The sequence below is a fragment of the Archangium violaceum genome, assembly GCF_016887565.1.
Lineage (GTDB): Bacteria > Myxococcota > Myxococcia > Myxococcales > Myxococcaceae > Archangium > Archangium violaceum_B.
Genome location: NZ_CP069396.1, coordinates 9,715,946 through 9,735,927 on the forward strand (window position 1 = coordinate 9,715,946; position 19,982 = coordinate 9,735,927).

At 65.8% G+C, this 19,982-nt stretch carries 16 protein-coding genes and 2 pseudogenes; 8 read left to right on the forward strand and 10 right to left on the reverse strand.

Annotated features, from left to right (window positions below; all coding sequences use genetic code 11):
- Window positions 1-58: 58 nt before the first annotated feature.
- Complete coding sequence (locus JRI60_RS38750) at window positions 59-1,009, forward strand: tyrosine-type recombinase/integrase (protein WP_204221051.1); 951 nt, start codon at window positions 59-61, stop codon at window positions 1,007-1,009.
- Between the two features lie 130 nt (window positions 1,010-1,139).
- Entirely contained in the window at window positions 1,140-1,787 is a 648-nt protein-coding gene (locus tag JRI60_RS38755; protein WP_204221052.1) for a hypothetical protein, read from the forward strand.
- A gap of 117 nt (window positions 1,788-1,904) precedes the next feature.
- On the opposite strand, the gene JRI60_RS38760 is transcribed toward JRI60_RS38755, so the two are convergent.
- The gene (locus JRI60_RS38760) at window positions 1,905-4,274 is read right to left on the reverse strand and encodes a S8 family peptidase (protein ID WP_204221053.1); all 2,370 of its coding nucleotides are present in this window, start codon (window positions 4,272-4,274) and stop codon (window positions 1,905-1,907) included.
- Window positions 4,243-5,349 carry an AAA family ATPase gene (locus JRI60_RS38765; protein WP_239469974.1) on the reverse strand — a complete coding sequence of 369 codons (1,107 nt, stop codon included), beginning with the start codon at window positions 5,347-5,349 and terminating at the stop codon, window positions 4,243-4,245. Before JRI60_RS38765 ends, JRI60_RS38760 begins: the two co-directional genes overlap by 32 nt.
- A 520-nt stretch (window positions 5,350-5,869) precedes the next feature.
- On the opposite strand from JRI60_RS38765, the gene JRI60_RS38770 reads away from it, so the two are divergent.
- Window positions 5,870-6,109, forward strand: coding sequence for a hypothetical protein (locus JRI60_RS38770; RefSeq protein ID WP_204221054.1), 240 nt, complete (start codon window positions 5,870-5,872; stop codon window positions 6,107-6,109).
- 39 nt (window positions 6,110-6,148) lie between these two features.
- Here JRI60_RS38770 and JRI60_RS38775 read toward each other — a convergent pair.
- Window positions 6,149-6,403, reverse strand: a pseudogene (locus JRI60_RS38775) (transposase); the annotation flags it as partial.
- 75 nt (window positions 6,404-6,478) lie between these two features.
- On the reverse strand, window positions 6,479-7,033 hold the full coding sequence (locus JRI60_RS38780; RefSeq protein ID WP_204221056.1) for a hypothetical protein: 555 nt from the start codon (window positions 7,031-7,033) through the stop codon (window positions 6,479-6,481).
- A gap of 260 nt (window positions 7,034-7,293) precedes the next feature.
- Between JRI60_RS38780 and JRI60_RS38785 the strand changes: the two genes are divergently transcribed.
- Window positions 7,294-8,271, forward strand: a complete 978-nt coding sequence (locus JRI60_RS38785) for an MBL fold metallo-hydrolase (protein WP_204218676.1) — start codon at window positions 7,294-7,296, stop codon at window positions 8,269-8,271.
- 258 nt (window positions 8,272-8,529) lie between these two features.
- On the forward strand, window positions 8,530-9,387 hold the full coding sequence (locus JRI60_RS38790) for a hypothetical protein (protein ID WP_204221057.1): 858 nt from the start codon (window positions 8,530-8,532) through the stop codon (window positions 9,385-9,387).
- A 59-nt stretch (window positions 9,388-9,446) separates the two neighbouring features.
- Here the strand turns inward: JRI60_RS38790 and JRI60_RS54725 are convergent, their stop codons facing one another.
- From JRI60_RS54725 to JRI60_RS38815, 6 genes and pseudogenes are all read right to left on the reverse strand, one after another.
- Complete coding sequence (locus JRI60_RS54725) at window positions 9,447-9,572, reverse strand: hypothetical protein (protein WP_275439051.1); 126 nt, start codon at window positions 9,570-9,572, stop codon at window positions 9,447-9,449.
- 23 nt (window positions 9,573-9,595) lie between these two features.
- A complete protein-coding gene (locus tag JRI60_RS38795; protein WP_204221058.1) occupies window positions 9,596-12,103 on the reverse strand; it encodes a DNRLRE domain-containing protein in 2,508 nt (835 codons plus the stop codon).
- Between the two features lie 312 nt (window positions 12,104-12,415).
- Complete coding sequence (locus JRI60_RS38800) at window positions 12,416-13,027, reverse strand: hypothetical protein (protein ID WP_204221059.1); 612 nt, start codon at window positions 13,025-13,027, stop codon at window positions 12,416-12,418.
- Window positions 13,028-13,288: 261 nt separating this feature from the next.
- Window positions 13,289-13,972 carry a class I SAM-dependent methyltransferase gene (locus tag JRI60_RS38805; RefSeq protein WP_204221060.1) on the reverse strand — a complete coding sequence of 228 codons (684 nt, stop codon included), beginning with the start codon at window positions 13,970-13,972 and terminating at the stop codon, window positions 13,289-13,291.
- Between the two features lie 163 nt (window positions 13,973-14,135).
- Window positions 14,136-14,336, reverse strand: a pseudogene (locus JRI60_RS38810) (SMI1/KNR4 family protein); the annotation flags it as partial.
- A gap of 126 nt (window positions 14,337-14,462) precedes the next feature.
- A complete protein-coding gene (locus JRI60_RS38815) occupies window positions 14,463-15,611 on the reverse strand; it encodes a bestrophin family protein (protein WP_204221061.1) in 1,149 nt (382 codons plus the stop codon).
- A 300-nt stretch (window positions 15,612-15,911) separates the two neighbouring features.
- On the opposite strand from JRI60_RS38815, the gene JRI60_RS38820 reads away from it, so the two are divergent.
- The 3 genes from JRI60_RS38820 (at window position 15,912) to JRI60_RS38830 (ending at window position 19,980) form a co-directional block, all read left to right on the forward strand.
- The gene (locus tag JRI60_RS38820; protein WP_204221062.1) at window positions 15,912-17,096 is read left to right on the forward strand and encodes a cupin-like domain-containing protein; all 1,185 of its coding nucleotides are present in this window, start codon (window positions 15,912-15,914) and stop codon (window positions 17,094-17,096) included.
- Between the two features lie 64 nt (window positions 17,097-17,160).
- Window positions 17,161-18,522, forward strand: coding sequence for an MATE family efflux transporter (locus JRI60_RS38825; RefSeq protein ID WP_204221063.1), 1,362 nt, complete (start codon window positions 17,161-17,163; stop codon window positions 18,520-18,522).
- A gap of 78 nt (window positions 18,523-18,600) precedes the next feature.
- The gene (locus JRI60_RS38830) at window positions 18,601-19,980 is read left to right on the forward strand and encodes a cupin-like domain-containing protein (RefSeq protein ID WP_204221064.1); all 1,380 of its coding nucleotides are present in this window, start codon (window positions 18,601-18,603) and stop codon (window positions 19,978-19,980) included.
- Window positions 19,981-19,982 lie beyond the last annotated feature (2 nt).

Consider the following 19,982-nt stretch of genomic DNA (forward strand, 5'->3'; position numbering starts at 1 on the left):
GGAGGGTGGGTTCATCCGCCACGACTCCAGGGGTCGCAAGGTCTACGTCATCCGCCGGATGATCAACGGGCGGAACTACAAGGTCAGCACGCGGGCGACCACGCTCCGAGCGGCCATGGAACAGCTCAAGCGGTTCGAGACCGACCCGGAGCACTACAACCCGGCGGGCTCGTCCCACGAGGAGCCCATCTACCTGGACGCGCCGCTCGCGGCTGAATTCCTCGCCTACTCGCGCGACGTGGACAAGAACAGCCCCACCTGGGTGAAGAAGCAGCAGGGCTACCTCGCGTGGTGGGTCGACCAACTCAAGAGCCGGGACCTGCGGAAGGTCACGCTCCTCGATGACATCCTCCCCGCCCTGGAGCGAGTGAAGGCCCGGGGTCATCGGATCGCGGTCCTCAAGCGCGTCTACTCGTGGTTGCGCAAGGTGAAGCACGTCCTCTCGGTGGCCGAGGATCCGACCTTCGGGCGGCTCACCGTGCCCCAGGCCCGGCCCGAACAGTGGAAGCGGGACAAGGTGATTCCCCGGGAGCACTACCTCCTGGCCCGAGAGCACCTTGCGCCTCACTGGCGCGATGGGATGGACGTGCAGGCGGGCACCGGCTGGCACGTCTCCGAACTGGTGCGCTTCGCCAAGATGGGGAGCGTGGAGCCGTACCGAGGCGAGGCCGAGGGGATCGCGGGCGTGCTGGTGTGTCCGCAGACCAAGAGCGGCGAGCCCTTGCGCACCGCCGTGTCCGCCGAGGTGCTGGAAGCCGGGAAGCGGCTGGTGGAGCGGGGCTCGTTCAGCTTCGAGAAGTACGCCCTGGCCATCAAGGGCGCCTGCAAGGTGGCGGGCATCCCGCTCTTCACGCCGGGACGGTTCCGGCATTCCGTCGCCACCTGGGCCATCGAGAAGGGAGCGGACCCAGCCTCGGTGGCGGCCTTCCTCAACCACAAGAGCCCAGCGACTACGCGGCGCTTCTACGCGACGCATGCCGTCCCAACGAAGGTTCCCACTCTATGTTGAATTCCACCATTGAGCCTGCCCCCTCCCGATGAACAGATGGCAGATTTCGTCAGGCCGGGGAGGCGGCGACGACAACTCGTGAAGAATCCCAGGATTCGAATTGTGTGACGGGAAATTGGAGGTGGGCACGATGCCCTTGGACCTGCACCAGTTGATGAAGGACCTGTCGGCTAGGCGAAGCGTATTTCACTCTGAAGCGGATTTTCAACATGCGCTGGCTTGGCAAATCCAGATGCAGCATCAAGACCGGAAGATCCGGCTTGAGTATCCCGCCTTCGGGATCGGCAGACAGAATGATGCCCTCGACATCTGGGTGGAAGACACCGCAGGTTGTGTTAGTGCCATTGAGGTGAAGTACATTACGCATGACCTAAACGCTCTCATAAACGGCGAGTCCTTTGCTCTCGTTAACCAAGGGGCTACCTCTCAAAAGCGGTTTGACTACCTGGAAGATATTCGGCGCCTGGAGTCACTGCTAACGGGCCCGGCACGTTTGGTCGGGTATGCCCTGTTTCTGACGAACAACAACGTGTACTGGAACAGCGCTGCTCGCTCCGCTAAGACGGATGCGTTTCCGCATACCTTTCGAGAAGGCGAGACCGTCTCGGGACAGCTTGCCTGGAAGCCCGGCATCCCCAACGGGACCCGGGGGCCTCGCGCAGAGTCTTTAACGTTGACTGGGCGGTATACGATGAACTGGAGGCAGTACGCTACCGTACAGGGTACGGGTTATGGCGAGTTCCGTTACGTCCTGGTCACGCTCCAGGGCTCCATTTGAGGTGACATTACTTTCCAGAGGCCGCCCTTAGTACGACCCGGTCACTTCCCCAGGGGCACTGCGGCTCTCCGAGGGGAAATCCTCCTCGGAGGGCGCTCGAAGCGACCGGTAGTCTAGCTAGGTGCGCAGGCGCTGGCGTGGGCGCACTCTCAGCTTGGCCCTCAACTGGCTATAGAGCCGGGCTTCTTGGTGCGTAGCGTCCTCCAAGACGACCACCAGAGCATAGGGTTCTTCCTCCACTTCCCCAAGCGCCCAGTTCCGAACCTGGCGCGTCACGACAACGAAGAGCTTCTCCTGAGGTAGCCACCTCGGGGTCTCCTTCAGAGTCCATGTGGCTGCCTGCACAGTTCCCCGGTTGCGGGCGAGCTTTGAAGGAAGAAAGGTGATGATCTCACCTTCGATGTCTTCGCGCTCGTCCTTGGGGGTCTTCCGGAACATGCGCGCGACATCATCAAGTGACGGGGCATGAACCACTTGGAAGCTGAACTCGCTTCCCCTGTACTCAAGTCGGGATTTGCGGACGAGCGGCATGTGGGCGAGACCCACCCGAACCTGCCGGAGGCGGCGCTTGCGCGGGCCGATGAAGTCTTCGGGGATAGGCACTTCGTAGAAGTGGTGCTTGTTCTCCCCGATGCTGGCCTCGGCGACCAGGGCCACCCGCTGCTCGGTTGAGGTGAGGGTCCGCTCCAGGTCCGGTCTTCCGTACCCGGTGACCCGCCGCAGATTCTCCACCTCATCTTTCTTACCCTTTTTACCCTTCTTACCCTTGAACTTCGCCTCGAAAAGCTTGCGGCTGGCCTCCGGCACTTCCGCGTGCACGACGATCAAGGCGCGAAGGAGATTGGCAGAGGCATGGGGGTAACTCCTGAGGAGTTGGCCTGCGAGATGAGCCACTTTGGGAGCAGCAAAGCTCGTCCCACTGTCGGATGCGAGCAGGTTGCCGCCCACGAACGCCCTGTTCGTGCTCGTCTCGCCAAGCTCAAACTCTCCACGGGGCCGCCCTTTCGCCCGGACGTCGACGAACCAGTTTCCTCCGTACTCCACGAGTTCTGGCTTGATGGCTTGGCGGATGGTGGGACCACTCCTTGAGAAAGGGGAAGGCTGGCCCGCTCGGGCAATAGGAAGGTGGTCTACAACGTTCGGATTGCGGGCTGCGGCCTGTGAGAGGTCGTGTCTAGCGAGGCTTCCGATGGTGAGGACGTTGAGTGCCGGCGCTGGGTCAATCAGTCGAGCGTCGTCTGTGAGGAGGTAACCGGGGTACTCAGTTAGCCAATCGGCCGGTCCGCCATCTGTTCCAAGGAAGTTGCCGACGGAGACGATGAACAGCACGTCGAGCTCACGGGCGAGCGTATCCAGGATGGATGCCCAGGGCCCGACATGGCCCCCTACGTAGGGGCGCCGTGCGTCTCCAACCGAGACGTTGAAGATGCGACACCTGTGCTCCTTCACAAAGTACCTGACGGCTTCTTCGACCTGATTCTCAATGAACCTGTCCTGGCCCTCGTTGTTCTCGTCGGTGATGCGCCCACTGAAAAGGCGCAGTTGGGGAACGAATTGCTTCTTGGAGGCGCACGAGAGCACATCGCCATAGAGCGCGAGCCCGGCAACCAGCGTTCCGTGCCCGTGCTCGTCCTCATGGGTCTTACCGGCGATGAAGGACTGGGCTTCGCCGACTGCGGGCCCGAGGAGAGGGTGCGCCGTCGTGAGACCACTGTCGAGAACGACAATCCCCGGGGCGCCATCCGGCGGTTGAGGAACAGTCGGGAGATCGCTCAATGCTATCCGGTGAAGATGAAGAGGGATGCTCATCCGGGGAGGAAGCTCCACCATGCGAACGTCCCGATACTTCAGGACCTCATCCAAGATGGTGGCCGACAGGCGCACCCTGACCAGCGTGGTGGTGGGTTGATTGACCCGGTCGAGGACCGTAGCGCCCTTCGTCTTGCACCAATCCTCGAAAGACTTGAGCATGGCCGTGCGCTGGTCATGGCGGTCCAGTGGCCAGAGCTCGACGTCCACCACGAAACTGGGGGTCTTGGGAACGCCCTCCAGAAAAAGTGCCCGCCCCATTCGCTCTTCAGGCCGCCAGACCCCGAAGGACCTGATGGCGAAGAGGATGTCCTGACGTTTCGGCGTTCCCTCCTTGGCGAGAATCGAAAGCCTGCTCTCGAACTCTGCGCGTCCCTTCTCATCGGCGAAGAGAACGACCACTGACCGGTCTTCCTGGGAAACGACTTGCAGACCTTCAATGGCCTCGAGTTCGCCAGAATCCAAGCCCTCGACTTCAAGGCGGAGAAGGAGCCTTTCATCGAAGCCCGGCACCTCTTCTTCAGCGCGCTCACTGCTCGTCTCAAGCTGCTCAAGAAGCTGTTGAGCGTAAGCGACCTTGTTGTCCGGGGCTTTGACCCCCCCGAATCCAGGTCGAGTTCTCCGTTCGGTGACAGGTTCCTGCCGTTCAAACGGCAGGTGATCGAGCTGTTCGGCCACTCTTCCCCCTCAATTGTCCGTAGCTCTGGCGCTTCGTGACGAGCCTCAGACGTTTCTCTTCACGCCCGCGTGCCTCCTCCAAGAGGTCGGGGGTGAGGAACTCCCGCTCTTTGAGGACCATCAGCTTGATGGCGCGGATGACGACCCGTTCCACGTCGGCGTGCGACATCCCCTTGAACCCGTGGAGAAAGTCACGGTTCGAGATGGGGAGCTCGTGCCGAACGCTTCTCAGCTTCGTGACCAGCAGTTCCTTGACCTGCTCAAGCGTCGGCTTGTCGAAATGGAGGACATCGTCAAAGCGCCGCCAGATGGCCAAGTCGAGCATCTGCTCGTGGTTCGTGGCCGCGATGATGAGGCTCCGTCCCCGGAAGCTGTCGAGCATCTGGAGGAAGGCGTTGACGACTCTCTTCAGTTCCCCATGCTCGGAGGAATCCTCACGCTCCTTCCCGATAGCATCGAACTCATCAAAAAGGGCGACGACGTGTTCTCGCTCTAGGAACTCGAAGACCTTACGCAGGTTGGCGGCCGTTTCCCCCAAGAAGGAAGAGACGACAGCATCGAAGCGGATGACGGCGATCTCAAGGCTCAATTCCGCAGCGATGACTTCCGCCGCCGTCGTCTTTCCACAACCTGGGGGACCACAGAAGAGAAGTCGGCTTGCTGGCCTTAGGCCGTAGCTTGCTAGCACCTCTCTGCGTCCATGCTCGATAAGAACCTCGTCGAGAATGGAGCGGTTCTCGTCCGCAAGAACGATATCCTGAAGAGTCCGCACCGGCTCGCGGATGCTGACCAGGTCGAGGCCGCGCTCCGCATCCCGAGGGACGTCACGGATGGGTCGAATCTGGCTCGGAACCTTCTGCGGAGAGGTCTCCCCATAGAGCACACGCTCAAGGTCATTGGCGAGGAGGTGATGCTTCTTGGCCCGCTCATCGCGGATGACCTCTTCGGCGGCACGACGGAAGGAGTCTCCATCGCCCTGGGCACCTGCCTTGATGAGCTGTCTGAGCAGTCGTCCTTCCGCCACGTGCATTCCCTCTGGGTGTCGTCCGACCATAGTAACGACCTCGGCTGACACCCACCTGCTCCATCATCGACTAGAGCGACCGTACAGACCAGCCCTCAGTGGCCTGCCCTCCTGCTGCAACCGCTGCCGCCCCGCGTCCTGTCCGGATAGGTCGCCTGCCTTGCGGCCGAGGCGCACAGGATGTTCACCGGCAGAGTGCTCCCGCGCCAGTTCCTGGCCAAGTGCGTTGGAGATCTCCTCCACCTACCCGGCGCCCGGTCCAAGACCCACAACTTGACCGTAACTGAGCCCTGGGCCTCGGTCCTCCATCGCGTCCAGTTCCACTACAAGGCGCCAACGGGATGGATTCCAGAGGCCACACCATAGCCTCGTCGGCGCTTCGCGCTTGGAGCACAGCAGGGCCGCCCCCGCCGAGGAATCTCCATCAGCTCCATGCAGACCGGTAATCCGTGAGTACGGCCCGTTAAAACCTGCGTGCTCTTTGGCATAAGGGCCCTGGTGGGCATTTCCGCTGATGTTCTGGCTGGTCGGCCAGTGCGTCTTCATCCAATCCCACCGAGGAGGAATTCAGATGGAACACGTCAGCCTCTCCGCTGAACTGGGGGAAATCTGTTATGCCATCGAGGGCGCCCACTGGATCGCGGACAGCGTCGCCATGGGCGCGGTACCCGACCCGGACCGGACGCACAGCGCGCCCGTCATCATCAGCGCCATCCTGCAGCTGGAGGAGAACAGGCCATTCTCCTCCAGCTGCGCGATACGCGCGTCTCGGGCATCCACCTCCACCATGCCCTGGCTACACCACGCCTGACGTCCTCTTGTCCAGCACCACGTTTCCGGTCACATTGGGCTTGCCCCGCACCGGCGGGATGGCTTCCACCAGTTTGAGCAGCTGGGTGATGTCGTGGCTGTTGGCCGCCGTCAGCTCCAGCGCAAGTGGGGTGCCTTCAGCGTCCGTCAGCAGGTGGTGCTTGCAACACCGTTTACGTCGGTCGACGGGGCTGGGGCCCGTCTTGCGACCGCCACCTGGAGCGCGCAGATGCGCGCTGTCTACCAGCGCCCGCTCCCAGTGAAGCAACCCTCGCGATTGCATCTCGACCAGCAGCGACTCCACCTGGGCGAAGCGGACTACGCGGTCCAAGCCATCGCTCGTCTCCTTCCGCTCATCCTCCCAGCGGTGTCACAAGTCGAAGTCGCCCAGATCCCCGCCGAGGTCATCCCCGAAGCCAGCATCGTCGGCCGCCACGTCCTCCCCCTGGGCCGACTCCTGCCCGCCCTCCTCTCCCCAGCCGCCTCCGTCGAAGCCCTGCAGGAACTGGTGGGCGATCGCCGAGCCGATGACCGTCCCCGCGATGCTGCCCAACAGGCTTCCGGCAAACATGCCGCCGAGGCTGCTCCCACCGAAGGAGCGCTCCAGCGTCCCGGGCCGGCGCACCTCCGCCCGCGTCGCCATTCGCGCCAGCGCTCGAGGATCCGGGTCGTTCGAGGCAGCGGCCGTCCTTTCCGCCGGAGGCAACTCCTGGCCCAGATCCTGGAGGACCCGCGCGCGTTGCTCGGGTGTGAGCTGCGCGAAGGCCTCGGCATGGGCCTGCTCGAGGGCTTCCGGCGGCGCCGTCCGCAACAGATACCGGTAACGGGCCAGCGCCTGATCATCGGCGGAGGGAACCGCCGTCCCTCCCCGGTTCGGCCTCGGGGTGGAAGAACCCCCACCGAAGAGGCGATCTAGAAACCCCACGGTGAACCTCCTTCGTTGCCCCCGCTGGGAGCAGTCCCTACACGCTGGAGACGTGCTGGCCGCTTCGCTCGACAGCATGACCGCTCCCCAGGTACCACCCGCCCCCGGGGTGGCCCTCAAGACGAGGGCCTGGAAGGCCGCCTGCTCGAGCAATTCTCGACGTCGCCGGAGGGCCTCGCGCGCCGCGTGAACTGAACTTGGGACGAGGCGGAAGTTGAAGCATAACGCGGGCGGCTCCACCCCCAACCTGGAGACTCCCGATGAAGCTGCGTACCTTCCCCTGGCGTGCCGCGGTCGCCGCGGTCCTCACCGCCGCGAGTGGCGCCGCGCTCGTGCCCACCACCGCGCAGGCCGCCGCGCCCCAGGTCAAGACCCAGGCGCCGGGCTACTACCGCATGATGCTGGGCGACTTCGAGATCACCGCCCTGTCCGATGGCACCCTCGAATTGCCTCTGGACAAGATGCTGACCAACATCAAGCCCGCCCAGGTGGAGAAGGCGTTCGCGCGCGCGTTCCTCAAGACGCCCGTGGAGAGCTCGTTCAATGCCTTCCTCATCAACACCGGCTCCCAGCTGGTGCTGGTGGATACGGGCGCTGGCAACCTCTATGGCCCGACGCTCGGCAAGCTGCTGGCGAACCTGAAGGCGGCCGGCTATCAGCCGGAGCAGATCGACGCCGTGTTCATCACCCACCTGCACCCGGATCACATGGGCGGGCTGATGACCGGGGACAAGCGGACCTTCCCGAACGCCACCGTGCATCTGGCCAAGGCCGAGGCGGACTACTGGATGAGCGCCGACAACATGAAGAAGGCGCCCGCTGAGGCGCAGTCGGGGTTCCAGAACGCCACGGCGATGCTGACCCCGTACGCCACGGCGGACAAGCTCGAGCCCTTCGAGGGTGACACCGAGCTGGTGCCTGGCATCAAGGCCATCACGACCTTCGGCCACACCCCCGGCCACAGCAACTACGCCGTGGAGAGCAAGGGCCAGAAGCTGATGCTGTGGGGAGACCTGTTGCACGTGGCGGCGGTGCAGTTCCCCGAGCCGTCGGTGACCGTCCAGTTCGACGTTGACTCGAAGGCGGCGGCGGCCCAGCGCAAGAAGGCCCTCGCCGACGCGGCGAAGCAGGGCTACTGGGTGGGCCTGGCCCACGTCTCGTTCCCGGGCCTCGGCCACGTGAGGTCCGAGGGCAAGGGCTACGTCTACGTCCCGGCCAACTACACCACGAAGCAGTAACCCCGCGGCGAACCGCGCGAAGCCGCTGGCACCACCGCGTAACACGCACCTGCACGCCAACGACAGGCAGGGGCGAGAGCGGGTTCGCCCAGGGGGATATGCAGACCCTGGTCTTCACGACCTCGTCCGTCAGCTATGACAACATCAGCCTCACCTGCTGGTAGCGGGTGGGAAGGAACGGGCCCGCTCCTCGGCTTGGAGCGGGCCCACTTCGGGTCTACAAAACCGCCCCCAGGAGTGGGATTCCCCGCCGCCCGCGTGCAAGCTGCACGTGTGCGGGCACGACTCAGTGAGACCCTTCAGGCGTGGATGCCTCCCGCTGGCAGTGCGGAGGCAACCTATGCAGCCAGCTTCCAGCATCTGGCGGAGCTGCTGCTCAACACGGCCACCTGCTACGTCGGCGGGCGACCCCACCGCTTCACCGAGCTCGAGTTCTACTTCACCCACCCGGACCACCCAGACCCGTTCACCCATGGCGACCCGATGCAGTGCGAGCGGGGACGCTGGTACTTCCACCGCACGGGCAACCAGTACCGCGGAGGCAGCTACAAGGGACTGGACATCGCACTCGGTGAACCGGGGGCTCCCGGGGGCATCCTGATTCGCGGAATGGAGCGGCTCGGAGACGCCGGCACGATGCTCGATGGTCCATGCCTGTGCGTCGACCACATCCTCGCGCTCACGGGCCATGCCTCCATCGCTTCACTGGTCTCGACCTTCAGCCGGGGTGTGGACCCGGAGCCTTCGGGCGCTTCGCCCCTCTACGTGGAGCTGGATGCCGCACCAGCCCCGGCGCGGAGGGTCTACGCCTCGGCGCGCGTGGGACTCACCCTCAAGCGAGGCACCTCCGTCGAGCGGGTCCGTTTCCTTCCCCGGCCCTACCGATTCCTGACGGAGCCGGCCCGCATCAAGAAGGGACGGCTGCATGTCGTCATCGCGCTCCACGCCCAGGGGTACCCGGCGGAAGAGGTGGCACGGCTGACGGGCTCCAGTGTGTCTCAGGTGCGCCGGTACGTGGCCCAGTACGAAGCAGGCCAGAGCCGCGCTCCCGCGGAGTTTGCCCGGGACCTGTCAACGGACGAGACCTGCCAGTTGCTCGGCGCCTGCGTGCGTTGAGGCGCGGCGCTCGGACACTTGAATCCCCTCCAGGCGCTCGAGAGCCACCCACCGGTGGCCTACATCTGCGCCAACGCGTCCGGCGATTCGGGGAGGACCTGGCCGCCATCCACGATGAGTGTCTGCCCGGTGATGTAGCCAGCCTCGCCCCGGGCGGCCCCACCAGCCGTCGATTCCCCGCGCAACCGGGAGGGCCCGTGAGACGGGCCTACTTCCCCGGCCAGCTCAACGCGCCCCGGCTCGTCACCAGGCCCGCGGTCACCCCGAGGGCCTGCGCCACATCCGCGGGCAGCGGCTTGCCACTCTGGTACGCGGGGCTCGTGCCACGCACGGTGTAGTCGCTCAGCGCCTGATTCACGAAGAAGGGGTCCCCTCCCGATGCGATGTCATGGCCGTGGCTCTCCCAGGCGTGGTCGGCATTGAGCGCGGCCAGGGACGTGTAGTTCACCCCGTCGGTGTCCACCCAGTTGACCAGCGACTTCCCAGCGCCTCCGGAGCGGTAGTAGCTGTTGTAGTCGAGCCCCGAGAAGAAGGTGTTGGGCCCCGTGTTGGTCGAGTTGTAGTTGGAGCGCGAGGCCTTGAGGGTGGTGATGTTGCCGCCGGACAGGATGTTGTTCGCCACGTCGACGTTCACCGTGTCCGGGCCAATGTCCGAGCCGCGCTTGTCCGCCTCGTTGCGCGCGTCGTCGTAGACCCAGATGTTGATGGCCGCGTTGTTGACCAGGGTGTTGTTGTAGATCTTCGTGTTCGAGGAGCAGGCCTGGATGCCGGCGTACGTGTTGCCGTAGATGAGGTTGGACGCGATGAGCCCCGTGTCCGAGACCTCGTAGAAGATGCCAATCTTGTTGTAGCGGGAGATGTTGTTGATGATCACCCCGCCGCGGCAGTCCTCGTCACACCAGAAGCCCGCGCCATTGAGGTTGTTCTCGAAGACGTTGCGGCGCACCGTGAAGCCATTCATGTGCGCGATCTTCACGCCGGCCTGCGCGCAGGACCGGGTACAATTCGTGCCGAAGCGCTCCGTGTTGTTGGCGTTGACGATGTTCTCCTCGAGCAGCAGACCGTCGTAGCCGACCGTGGCGGAGTTGGTCTGGCCATTGGAGCCGATGGCGGTGAAGCCGTTGTGCGCGAAGACGGAGCGGCGCACCACGCCCCCCTGGGACTTGATGGTGAGCGAGCCACCCGCCATCTGGGTGAAGACGCAGTTCTCGACCAGCGACTGGGTCGCGCCGATGTAGACGGCCGCGTTCGTGGTGTTGCTGTACTCGTTCGTCGCGTAGCGCTTGAAGCCAATGCCCTTCACGGCGTAGCCCGTGCCGCCCAGGACGAGGGCGACGGGGCGCGCGGCCACCTCCACGGTGTGGCCGCTCGGATTGGTGGCGATGTAGAGGCGGCGGTTGGTCCAATCATAGAAGAAGTTGCCCGGGGTGGCCTCCGCGAGCGTCTTCACCTCGTGCACGTAGCTCCCGTCGATGAAGACCATCTGGGGGTCGCCCGCGGCGGGGTTGGCCGGGTCGCCGTACATGTCGAAGTGGCTGCAGGGGCCCTGGTTCGTGGTGGACTGGGCGTCGTACGGGTAGTTGTAGTAGCCGCCATTGCAGAAGCCAGGCGTGCTCCAGTCCATGTACCAGTGGCCACTGCCGTCGCTGGTCCAGCTGGCGGCCGGCTTCACGTCCGTGCCGTCGAACCAGACCTGCTCGTGCGGGAAGGCCTGGAGCGTCAACGGCTTGACCACGACCTTGTAGTTGCCCGCGCCGTTGTTGTACCAGTCGCGGTAGGTCCCGCCACGCACCACGATCGTCCCGCCCGAGGGCACCAGGGTGATCGCGCGGTTGAGCGTCGCCACGGGGGCGGCCTGGGTGCCCGGGTTGCTGTCATTGCCATTCGTCGCCATGAAGATGGCGCCGGCCGGGATGGCGTAGTTGGTGTCCGGAATGAGCTGGCCCGAGTTGTCGAGGCCGCTGAGGCCCGGCTCGCCCGGCAGGGTGTAGGTCACCGTCAGTTGGGGACGGTTGGCGGCGGTGGTGGACTCGGAGGAGTCGAGCTCCAGGCCGTCCATGTTGGTGAGCGCATCCAGCACGAAGCCGTTGTTGCTGCCCGCGTTCCGCACCCAGCCCTGGATGGCCGTGACACCCGCCGCGTTGAGGTCCACGCTGTACTTGCCCACCGCCGACGGCAGGAGCGTCGCGAAGGACGTCGTGCCCCGATCGGAGGCGCCACTGGCGCCGCCCGTGGCCCAGGTGGTGCTGCTCGTCGCGTTCGTCCAGGTGGCCTGCGACTCGTTCCAGGCCCGGTTCGCGGCGTAGACGAAGAAGCCCTCGCCCGAGGTCGCGTTCCTCACGTTGAAGGTCAGCCGGGCCGACTGCACCAGCGCGGTCGCGGGGATGGAGCTGACGTCGAAGCGCAGCAAGGCGTTGGCGATCTTCCCCGTGCCGGTGGGGTAGTCGCGGTCCATCCGCAGCAGGGTGTCGCCTCCCGCGTTGGTGGATGGCAGGGCATCCTGGAGCCACGTGTCGGAGACACCCGCGTAGCTCGATGACGGTGACACCCCCCGCTGGAGGGACACCGTCACGTCGGTGGCCAGTGCACCCGGGCTCTCCGTGAAAGCGCCCGGGGCCTGGCCGCCCGGGAGTTCGGGTCCGCCACACGCGGCGAGGGTGCCGGGAACGAGAAGAAGCGCCACACGGCGCAGCCACATCCAGAGGTCCGCTCTCACGTCAGCTCCAATCCACGAGCAAATGAAAATCCACCCTTAAAGAGGAAAACCAGTATCTCGGGCTGGATTATCGCGCGCCGTGTCGCGCGGTTGCGTATGAGCTGATGGGGGCACTGCTGGGTGGATTGGCGGGTTGATACAACCGTTCGTTTGGATCCAAATGCCAATACCGGTGCCGCCAGGTTCCCGATTGGCACTGAGCATCATCTGGTGCGCCAGGAGAAGCGCGAGGACACCTGGCTGATACGATGCCGCACTTCGCGCCAGGCATCATCATCTGGGTCCACGCGCTCCTACCGGAACAGGCGCTTATTAGCGGCAGTCCCAATAGCAGTTGGCCATGTTCTCGCCCCAGGCAATGTCGCAAGTGCCGTTGCCGCAGATCGGCGAGCGGCAGTCCCACGAGCAGCTGAAGGAAGTCTCGCCGAGACTGCAGATGCCGTCGCCGCAGTACGGTTGCGGTTGCTGCCCACCACCGTCCCCGGTCGTCGACCAGATGGTCTGCCCACCGGAGGTGATGATCGCCAGGCTGCCATTGTCCTTGATGATCAGGTAGACACCGGTGTCCAGGACATTCCCGCCGGTATTGGAGGCCCAGATGGCACTGGTGGCAGTCGTACTGTTCTTGTAGACGACGAAATTGCGATCCTGCTGCATGTAAGCCACCGTGCCACCAGGGACATTGGTCGCCCAGATCGCTTTCATGTCGGCGAGACGGTACACCACCAGATTGCCATCGGTGGCTTGCAGGGTGAGAATATACGCACCATTGGCGGATACGAGCTGCTCTCCCGGATTCAGGGCCTGGTTGGCCGAAAGTGTGGAGGCTGCTTCAGCTCCCGTGGAGAACAGGCTCACCGCCAGGAGAGTCATCAACGCGATTGATTTGTTCATTCGGTGGTTATCAACGAATACCGTGAACATGGTCAAGCAGAATCCAGCAATCCCCGCAAATTGCACTCTAATTGCAAAACGCGTCCTCACCGGAGCGATCAATTGCATCCACGGCGAGGCGCACTGAGCGGGAAAGCCGAGCATACTCACCGTGCAGGAGGACGCGCTCTTCAATTCCTATCAGTGGGGCGTCATCGGCAAGCGCATGGCGGACAGAGGCGTGGCGGAGAACCCTGCTCAACCCGGCTCAACCGAAGTCAACCGGGGCCGATGGGGCGAGTCGATACCTGGTCATGGGAGTTTGATGGGGGTTGGTGAGGGTCGGGCCTGGTGCAGGGTGCTCCGGTACACGGCCAGGTCCACGGATGTGGACGGGACCTGAGCGAGCCAAGGGCGGTCCAGGGGCGGAAGGCCGACGCAACAGATCCGGATCGGCCGAGTACGCGCGGTGTGTTCCAGGTCGTCGAGGACGCGATGGAGCCGGTCTTGGCCGAAAGGACAGTACAGGAAGAAAACAGTGCCGATGGTGATGAAGCGGATCAGGTCCACGGCATCGCCCTCGACAAAGCGCACGCGACTCAGGTTCAGCCACGCCGCGCGTCCGCGTGCGGCCTGCACCAGTCCAGGCTGGAGCTCAAGGCCGATGCACCCGGCTCCCGTGAGCAGGTGCGTCAGCACGACGGCCCTTCCCAGTCCAGCTCCGACGTCCACGAAAACGTCGTCGCTCGTCACCGCGGCTTGCTGCACGGCTTCGAGCACCGTTGCCACGGGACAAGGCAAGTACGGCACGCACCCGCGCGGGAGGAGGGGATCGTCCTCGGGCAGCTCGTTGATGTCACACAGGAGGTCCAGCCAGGCATCGCGGTCCTCCGCGCAAATCCCGGTCAGCGCCGCCCTGAAGGTCGCAGGCGCGGGCCCGTTGCGCATGAGTGAGCTGCGCAGCACCTTCGCAGCATCCCGGGCGGTCTGTCGCATCGAGCGGACCCTAGCAAACGTATAGGAAGCATGGGAGCCCAGTTGAGGGTGAGCTTGCCCCGGTTTTGTGGACACACTGAGCCTGCCCCGATTTCGTAGACAAGCCATGGGCAACATCCGGGGGAAGCAGGCTGCCAAGACGCTCCGATTCCGCAGGACAACTTCACTCCCCCAGCCAGTAAAGGCCGCGCCGGGTGCGCAGCACCTGCTCCAGGAACTCCGAGAAGGAGCTGGCGACTGGCCCACAGTATTTCGGGTTGGGCCAGGCCTCGTGGTAGCCGTCAACGAGGGGGTAACGGCCATTCTCCTGGTGGGCCACGTCCACCAACACGTAGTTGCCGTCCTGCACATCGCAGATGGCCCAGTTTCATGGGAACCCCTTGGTAATGGTCTCCCCTGATGAGTAGCCCAGCCGAGTGTGCTTCGGCACAAGGATTCTGGCGGGCATCCCCGCAGGTGTCCCTCCCGGTCGGTATCAAAACTGACCTCATCAATAGAGCAACCCATCCACCGGTTGCAGGGGAGAGGGCAGCTCGGTCTCCCCGAGCATCTGCCTCAGGTTGATCTCGATGGTGCGGCAGAGCGCCGTCATGGGCGTGTCGCTGACCCCATCCTCGAAGGGAGTCTCCACGTCGCGCCCCACCGAATCCATGGCGATGAAGAGGAAGGCGATGATGGCGGTGACGAAGGGGGTGAGCCAGGCCAGGTCCGCCACCACCCCGAGCGGGAGGATGCCCAGGTAGGCGCGCACCATGGCGCGCGGCAGGACGTCGTACTGGAGCGGGATGGGGGTGTTCTTGATGCGCTCGCAGGCCCCGAGGATGTTCGTCAGCTCCGTGAGGGTCCGGTCGAACACCACCAGGCGGAACACGTCGTCCGGGCCCTGGTGCTGGCCGTAGGCGCGGCGCAGCCGGGTGGCCACCCAGATGAGGATGGCCGAGGGCACGTTCTTCTCCTCGCGCAGCGCCTCCAGCACGCTGGCGCGGAAGAAGGGGGTGATCTCCGGAAAGGGATCCTGCCGGCGCAGGTGGCAGCGAAGAGCGTTCACGAAGCCAATCTGGGCGTACACCAGCTCACGCTCGTCCTCGGTGATGGACTGGCCAGGGCCCCCGTACCGGCCCTGGCGCTCGCGTGCCGTCTGCTGCGTCTCGAGCGTGGCCACCAACCCCCGCCGCTCGGGGTGGTCCCTGTTGAGTGCCTTTCCGTAGCGGTCCCGCACGGCGCCATCGGAGGCCACGAGCTCGGCGATGCCCCGCACCGTCGCCCCCGACTCCACCGCGGTGCGCAGCAGCGGCGACGAGGCGCCCCGCACCAACGAGGGCTCCTCGGCGCTCGTCACCTCCGTCCGGGGCAGGAAGGTGAGCACCTGACGGGCGAAGGAGCGCGACATGTTCACCAGCGCGCCCCAGAGCGTGCGCGCCTCCCACCAGCGGTCGTAGGCGGAGTTGTTGCGAAAGGCGAGCAGCACGCCGATGGCCGCGGCGAGCACCGTCACGGGCAGCGCGGGCACCGCCAACCACCAGGCGCCGAGCAGCTGGTGGGCGACGACGACGCCGAAAGCGAGCACCACGTGCATCAGCACCGGCCGGCCCGTGTATTTGAGGACGATGTTCCAGGACAGCTTACCGCCGACCATCATCGCGAGGCGATCCTCCCACCCCGTCACGTACTGGAGCGCGGTCCAGGGCGCGATGGAGATTGCGTCGCGCCGCGGACGGCTGTCAGGGAGCGGACGTGGCGGGCTTCGACGACTGACCCCGAGCAAGGTCATACTCTCGGAAGTCAATCCGTTGGCTCGTGCCCTGTGGCGCCACCGTCACCCGGACCTGCCGCCGGTTGTCCGCGAGACCTTGTAGGGCTGGTGCGTTCCATTCCCCCGGCCACTCGAACGCCCTCGTGCCACGGGACTATAGTCGGGCTCCCCACCCCGGAGCGCTCGATGTCCCTCCCCCCGCTTCCCTTCACGCCGGTTCCCGTCCCCCGACTCGAGCGCCCTACCCTCGACGAGCTCCTCCCCCGGCTCCACGCCGAGCCCGTCATCCTGACCGGCCTGCTCGACAACTGCCGGCTGCTCACGGAGCTCCGCGCCCGTCCGTCCCTCGAACAGAAGCTCGGGCTCCTGCAGGGGTACTTCCGTGACACACCCATCGAGTTCGACGCGCTCCCACCCCGGTCGGGTGGTCACTACCTGCCCTCCTACGACGGGGACACCTCCCCCAACGCCGTCTCGACCGTCTCCGACGTGCCCTTCGAGACGTTCGCCCACCGCGTGAAGGCCGCGGAGTCCTCGGGCGAGTTCGTCTACGTCCGCAATCAGGTGCTCACGCCCGAGAGCCCCCTGCGCAATGCCATCCAGTTCGACTTCCTGCGCTTCGCTCCCCCCCAGGACGTGCGCAGCAAGGTGTGGATCGGCTCCAACGGGCAGATCTTCAACCTGCACTACGACGACTTCATCAACTTCATCTGCATGTTCGAGGGCACCAAGCGCGTCACGATGTTCTCGCCCGAGCGCCTGTCCTCGCTGTACCACGGCCCCTTCGACTTCATGAACAGCGGCGCCCCGGCCAGCTTCGTCCAGTTGCTCCGGCCGGACCTCGCGCGCTTCCCCAAGTTCCGCGAGGCCCTCGAGGACGCCCGCGTCGCCGTGCTCGAACCCGGAGACGTCCTGCTCATCCCTCCCCTGTGGTGGCACCACGTCGAGTCCTTCGGGCTCAACGTCATGGTCAACAACTGGATCCTCAGCGTGCCCCTGCGCACCACCGTGGAGATGTGGAAGGACATCACCCGCTCGCTCCGGCTCCTCTCCCGCGCGACCCGGGAACAACGCGACGCGGCTCGCGCCTTCTTCGCCCGGACCGTCTTCGAGCCGGCCGCCCCGGACGCCGCGTCCGGCCAGCTTCCCTCGGAGCTCCAGGAGCAGGCCCGCCGTACCCGTGAGCTCGTCCGCACGCTCCCCCCCTTCTGGCGCGCCTACCTGGCCCGGATGTACGACCACTTCATCTTCCAGGTGAATGGAGATCCGTTCCCCACCGAGCCAGGCGCCCTCGAGGCCCTGCTCGCCAGGCACGAGAAGAACGTCACCCTCTACCCGAACGCGACGCTGATCGACCCGCTGATTCCCTGAGTGGAATCCCGTCCGGAGGGGCCTCGCGGGAGCGCCTGGGGGCTCGTGCTAGGATTCCGGCCACATGAGCAACGGCCCCCCCGCCCGCGTCGAGGCATCCATTCCAGCGCTCCTGCGGCTGGCCTGGCCGATCATCATCTCGCGCTCCACTCAGATGGTGGTGGGCCTGGCGGACGCACTGATGGTGGCGCACCTCGGGGACACCGCCCTGGCCGCCACCACCACGGGCGCGATGAACGTCATGGCCGTCTTCCTCCTGCCCATGGGCACGACGTTCATCATCTCCAGCTTCGCCTCCCAGTACTACGGGAAGGGAGACCTCGCCGGGGCCCGCCGCTACCCCTTCTATGGCTTCGCCATCGCCGGCTTCACCCAGGTGCTCGGCCTCCTGATCCTTCCCCTGTTGCCCACCGTGCTCGGGCACTTCGATTACGCCCCCGATGTCCGCGCCACCTTGCAGCAGTACATCCAGGTGCGCTTGCTGGCCGGAGGCGTCGTCGTCGGCCTCGAGGCGCTGACCAACTACTACGCTGGCATCGGCAACACCCGGGTGCCCATGCTCGCCAACGTGGCCGCCATGGTCCTCAACGTGGTGGGCAACTGGCTGCTCATCGACGGCCACCTCGGACTGCCCGCGCTCGGCGTGGCCGGCGCGGCCTGGGCCAGCGTCGCTTCCACGGCGGTGGCCTTCTGCGGGCTGCTCGTCTTCTTCCTCCGCGACGGCCTCCGTCAGCCCCACCTGTCCTCCCGGCTGTCCGGCGGCGAGTTCCTGCGCGTGCTGCGTTTCGGGGTGCCCGCGGGCCTCAACTGGTTCTTCGAGTTCCTCGCCACCCTGTTCTTCATCAACGTCGTCGTCACCGGTCTGGGCACCCAGATGCTGGCGGCCTTCATGGCCGTCAACCAGCTCAACACCGTCGCCTCCCTCGTGGGCTTCGCCATGACCAGCGCGGGCGCGGTGGTGGTGGGACAGGCCATCGGCGCCGGGGCTCGTGACGAAGTGCCTCGCACCGTGCGCCTCACCTTCCTGTTGTCCGGCGGCTGGCAGGCTTTGATGGGTGTCTTCTATCTGCTGGCCCCCGAGTGGGTGTTCGCCCCCTTCGCCCAGGGAGAGCAGGCACGCGAGCTGCTCGCCCTGGGGGCGCGCGTCCTCATGCTCGCCGCGACCTGGCAGATCTTCGACGCCGCCGCCTGCACCCTGGCCGAGGCCCTGCGCGCCGCGGGCGACACCGCCTTCACGCTCTGGGCCCGGCTGGCGCTCGCCTGGGCCCTCTTCGTGCCCGGTGTCTACGCCAACGTCCGCTGGTTCGGCGGGCGCGAGGCGGCCGCCATGCTGTGGATGATGATCTACTTCGCGGCGCTCGCGGGCGTCCTGCTCGTGCGCTTCCGCAGCGGCGCGTGGCAGCGCTTCGAGCTGGTGCAGCGCTGACGCAGCCCCCCGCGTCCCCCCTGGTGCTAACCTCGCCCCGTTGTTGGCGTCCCCGCGCCCCCACCCCAGGATTTCTCCATGCTGGCACCCGCCCCCGCGCCCCGCCCCTCCCCGCACGGTGAACCCTCCCTCGCGCTTCCCCGCTCCTTCTGGAAGGACTTCGCCAGGAAGCACTGGGATCGCCAGCCGACCGTCCTCCAGCGCCCCTTCGCCGCGCACTTCCCCACCCCGGGGGAGATCTTCGAGGCCCTCCTGGAGACCAGCGCGCGCTACCGCCGGGGTGAGTTCACCCAACCCCTGCGCTTCTACATCGAGCACATGGACGGCCCTGGCGGGATGCCGTACTACTCGGTCCTCTTCGACCTCTCCAGGCACCTGCCCCAGCGCGAGGACGGCGACCTCGACGGGTATCTGGCGCGCCTGGACTCGCTGCTGGGCGGCAAGCGCTTCGGCATCGTCCTCAACCGCGCCCAGTGCTTCCAGTGGAACCACTGGCTGCAGATGACGAGCTTCCTGTCCGGCTTCCACGAGGCGCTCGGCGTGCCCCTGGGCGGCAGCGACTCGTGCGTCTTCCTCGGCAACTACCGCTACACCCCCTTCGGCGTTCACAAGGACGACCTGCACGTCTTCTACTTCGTCATCGACGGCGAGAAGACGATGAGCCTGTGGCCCTTCGACGCGCTCGCCGATCGCCAGGAGGTCCCCAAGGATGATCCCGACCTCATCCACAAGGCCGGGCTCATCTACCTGCGCGACAAGGAGGACGAGCAGCGGGTGCTCGCCAAGGCCACCACCCTCGTGGGCCGGCCGGGAGACGTCATGTACTGGCCCGCCTCCTACTGGCATCGCGCCGAGCCCTCGCGCGGGCTGAACATCAGCGCCTCGCTCGGGGTGAGCTTCCGTCCTCCGCCGTTCACCGGCATGGCGCCTCCTGGCGAGTGGCCCCGCCGCCTGCGCCACACCGAGCTGCCCGCCGGGCCGCGCTCCCGCCTCCCCGAGCCGGTGCGCAAGTCCCTCCAGCGGCGCTCCCGGCGCCAGGACGTGCTCTCCGCCGAGCGCGAGAGCACCTCCGAGTGGGTCCGCTTCCTCACCGGCGGAGCCCTGGAGGGCACGCCACTCGAGGCCCGGGAGGAGCCCCTGAAGCCCCAGGAGTGGATCCTCGCCAGCCGCGAGCGCCCCATCGTCAGCGTCCCCCTGCCCCAGGGGCAGGTGCTGGTCTCCGCCAACGGCCGCTCCGCTACCCTCACCCCGGCCCCCGCGGTGCTCCGCCGCGTCGAGAAGCTCCTGACGGCCCTCAACAGTGGCAAGCCCCAGCAGGTCGAGGCCCTCGAAGAGGCCTTCTTCTCCAGGCTGACGGCGCGCTCCTTCAACACGCGCGCCTTCCGCGCGCTGCTCGATGACCTGGTGCGCTGGCGCGCGGTGCGGCGCTGCGAGCCGCCCTCGAGCAGGGCCCGCTGAGC